Here is a 2,602-nt window from a genome sequence, read left to right as displayed (position 1 = left end):
GTCATGTTCCGGTCGGTCAGCTGTCGAAGAAGACCGTCTCCTTCTCGCCCTGCAGGTGGACATCGAAGACGTAGGTGTCGCCCTGGCGCTTGGCGATCAGCGTCGGAACGCGCAGGCGATGCTCGATGCGGGCAAGGATCGGGTCCTCGGCATTGGCCTTTTCCTCGTCCGAGAAATAGAGCCGGGTATGGAGGCCGATATTGATGCCGCGCGCCACGATCCACAGCGTAATGTGCGGCGCCATCAGCCGCCCGTCGCGGAACGGCACGCGGCCGGGCTTGATCGTCTGGAACAGGCAGACGCCCGTTTCCATGTCGGTCGGCTTCCGGCCCCATCCCGAAAAGCTCGGATCGGCAGCGCCGCGCAATTCGGCCGGCGAATTGTAGAAACCGTTGGCATCGGCCTGCCAGATCTCGATCAGCGCGTCCTTGAGCGGCGCGCCGGCACCGTCGAAAACGCGGATACGCAGCTCGATGCGCTCGCCCCTGGTCTCACCATTGACCATGGTCGAGCCGAGGTCGCTTTCATAGACGCCGCCGATGCCGCAGAAATTCGGCGTCAGCCCGATATGAACGTAGGGTCCCGCGGTCTGCGAAGGGCTTTCCTTCAGCCGGTCGAGCGATTGCGCCATCAATTGCCCTCCGGCCTGTTCTCGAACAGCGTCGAGCGACGTCCGCGCAGCACGATATCGAACTTGTAGGCGAGCGCGTCCATCGGGATCGTCGACTGCATGTCGAGGGTAGCAATCAGCGCTTCGATGGCTGCCTTGTCGGAAATGCCGCCGACGATCGGGCAGCGCCAGATCAGCGGATCGCCTTCGAAATACATCTGGGTGATCAGCCGCTGCGCGAAACCCTGGCCGAACACCGAAAAATGGATATGGGCAGGACGCCAGTCGTTCGGACCGTTCGGCCACGGATAGGGTCCCGGCCTGACGGTGCGAAAGGCGTAGCCGCCGTCGTCGCCGGTGATGGTGCGGCCGCAGCCGCCAAAATTCGGATCGAGCGGCGCCAGATAGCTGTCCTTCTTGTGGCGGTAGCGGCCGCCGGCATTCGCCTGCCAGAATTCGAGCAGCACGCCCGGCACACCCTTGCCCCGTTCGTCGAGCACCCGCCCATGCACGATGATGCGCTCGCCGATGGCGCTCTCGCCTGGCTGGGCGAAATTGTGAATCAGGTCGTTGTCGTACTCGCCGAGCATGGCGTGCCCGAACACCGGGCCGGTGAGTTCGGACAGCGTGTTGTCGAAGGAAAGCAGTGCCTTTTGCGGCGAGCGCAGCACCGAACTCTTGTAGCCCGGCGTGAAAGCCGGCGGATGCCAAAGGCGATCGCGCTGGAAGAAGGCGCCGGTCTCCGGCGCCCGGTTGGAGCCCGACTCAGGCATGGGCATTCTCGTCCATCTGCGCGAACACCTCCTTGGCGATCCTGAAGGCGCGGTTTGCGGCCGGTACGCCGGCATAGATCGCGACATGCAGGAAAGCCTCGCAGATATCGTCGCGCGATGCGCCGGTGTTGGCGGTGGCGCGCACATGCATGGCCACCTCCTCGTCATGGCCGAGTGCCGCAAGCAGCGCCAGCGTCACGATCGAGCGCTCGCGCTTCGACCAGCCCGGCCGCGCCCACACCGTTCCCCACGCGGCTTCGGTGATCAGGTGCTGAAACGGCCGGTCGAAATCGGTGGCCGCATCCTCGGCCCGGTCGACATGGGAATCGCCGAGCACGGATCGCCGGACCTCAAGTCCGGTCCGGTATCGGGTTGTGTTCTTGGAAATGTCATCCATGGATTTGCTTTCCGCTGGGAAGCGATGCGATGAAATCGCGGATCAGCCCGGTAAACGGCCCGGGCTGCTCGACGCAGGGAATGTGGCCGGCATTGCGGATCACCTCGAAGCGCGCACCAGGGATGAGATCGGCAAGCGAGCGCACGAGATCGGGCGGCGTCGAGCCGTCCTGGTCACCGACGATGCAGAGCGTGGGCACCGCGATGCGGGGCGCGGCCTCGGTGAAGTCAGCATCGCGAACGGCGGCGCAGGTGCCGATATAGCCGGCGAGCGGCTGCCTGGTCAGCATGTTCCAGCAGCCGTCGAGATCGGTGGAACGCTCCGCGTGGAAGGCAGGGGTGAACCACAGCTTGAGCACGGCGTCGGCAATCTCCTGGATGCCTTTGCTTTCGACCGTCGCGATGCGTGTGTTCCAGCTGTCGGCCGTGCCGATCTTGTGCGCCGTGTCGCTTAGGATGAGGGCCTCAACGCTTTCGGGGCGCCGCGCATAGAACCCCTGCGCGATCAGGCCGCCGACCGACAGGCCGCACAGCACGACCTTGGCCAGGCCGAAGTGATCGACGAGGCCGCAGAGGTCATCGACATGATCGTCGATCGAGCTGACGCCGCCGATGTCGGACAGCCCGTGCCCGCGCTTGTCATAGACGAGCGTCGGCATTTCATCGCCGAGCAGCGAGACAATTTCGTCCCAGATCCGGAAGTCGGTCCCCAGCGAATTCATGAATATGATCGGGCACGCATTGCCAGTCCCCGGCCTGTAGCGGTGGTGCAGCGTAACGCCGCCAATGCTGACGAATGGCACGATTTCGATCCTCCGATGTT

Annotated in this window: 4 protein-coding genes; all 4 read right to left on the bottom strand. The window is 64.4% G+C overall.

What is annotated here, in order from left to right:
* Positions 1-16: 16 nt before the first annotated feature.
* From pcaG to pcaD, 4 genes are read right to left on the bottom strand one after another with little or no spacing between them, the layout of a single operon-like run.
* Positions 17-631 (bottom strand): protocatechuate 3,4-dioxygenase subunit alpha, encoded by a 615-nt coding sequence (gene pcaG / locus EOA33_RS31530; RefSeq protein WP_127407402.1) that lies wholly within the window; start codon positions 629-631, stop codon positions 17-19.
* Positions 631-1,389 carry a protocatechuate 3,4-dioxygenase subunit beta gene (pcaH, locus tag EOA33_RS31525; RefSeq protein WP_126058990.1) on the bottom strand — a complete coding sequence of 253 codons (759 nt, stop codon included), beginning with the start codon at positions 1,387-1,389 and terminating at the stop codon, positions 631-633. Before pcaH ends, pcaG begins: the two co-directional genes overlap by 1 nt.
* On the bottom strand, positions 1,376-1,780 hold the full coding sequence (gene pcaC, locus EOA33_RS31520; RefSeq protein WP_126058989.1) for a 4-carboxymuconolactone decarboxylase: 405 nt from the start codon (positions 1,778-1,780) through the stop codon (positions 1,376-1,378). Before pcaC ends, pcaH begins: the two co-directional genes overlap by 14 nt.
* Positions 1,773-2,582 carry a 3-oxoadipate enol-lactonase gene (pcaD, locus tag EOA33_RS31515; RefSeq protein WP_126058988.1) on the bottom strand — a complete coding sequence of 270 codons (810 nt, stop codon included), beginning with the start codon at positions 2,580-2,582 and terminating at the stop codon, positions 1,773-1,775. Before pcaD ends, pcaC begins: the two co-directional genes overlap by 8 nt.
* Between the last annotated feature and the right edge of the window lie 20 nt (positions 2,583-2,602).

It is taken from the genome of Mesorhizobium sp. M4A.F.Ca.ET.050.02.1.1 (genome assembly GCF_003997725.1).
In the GTDB taxonomy this organism is placed as follows: domain Bacteria; phylum Pseudomonadota; class Alphaproteobacteria; order Rhizobiales; family Rhizobiaceae; genus Mesorhizobium.
This window is presented reverse-complemented; position numbering and strand designations above follow the sequence as displayed.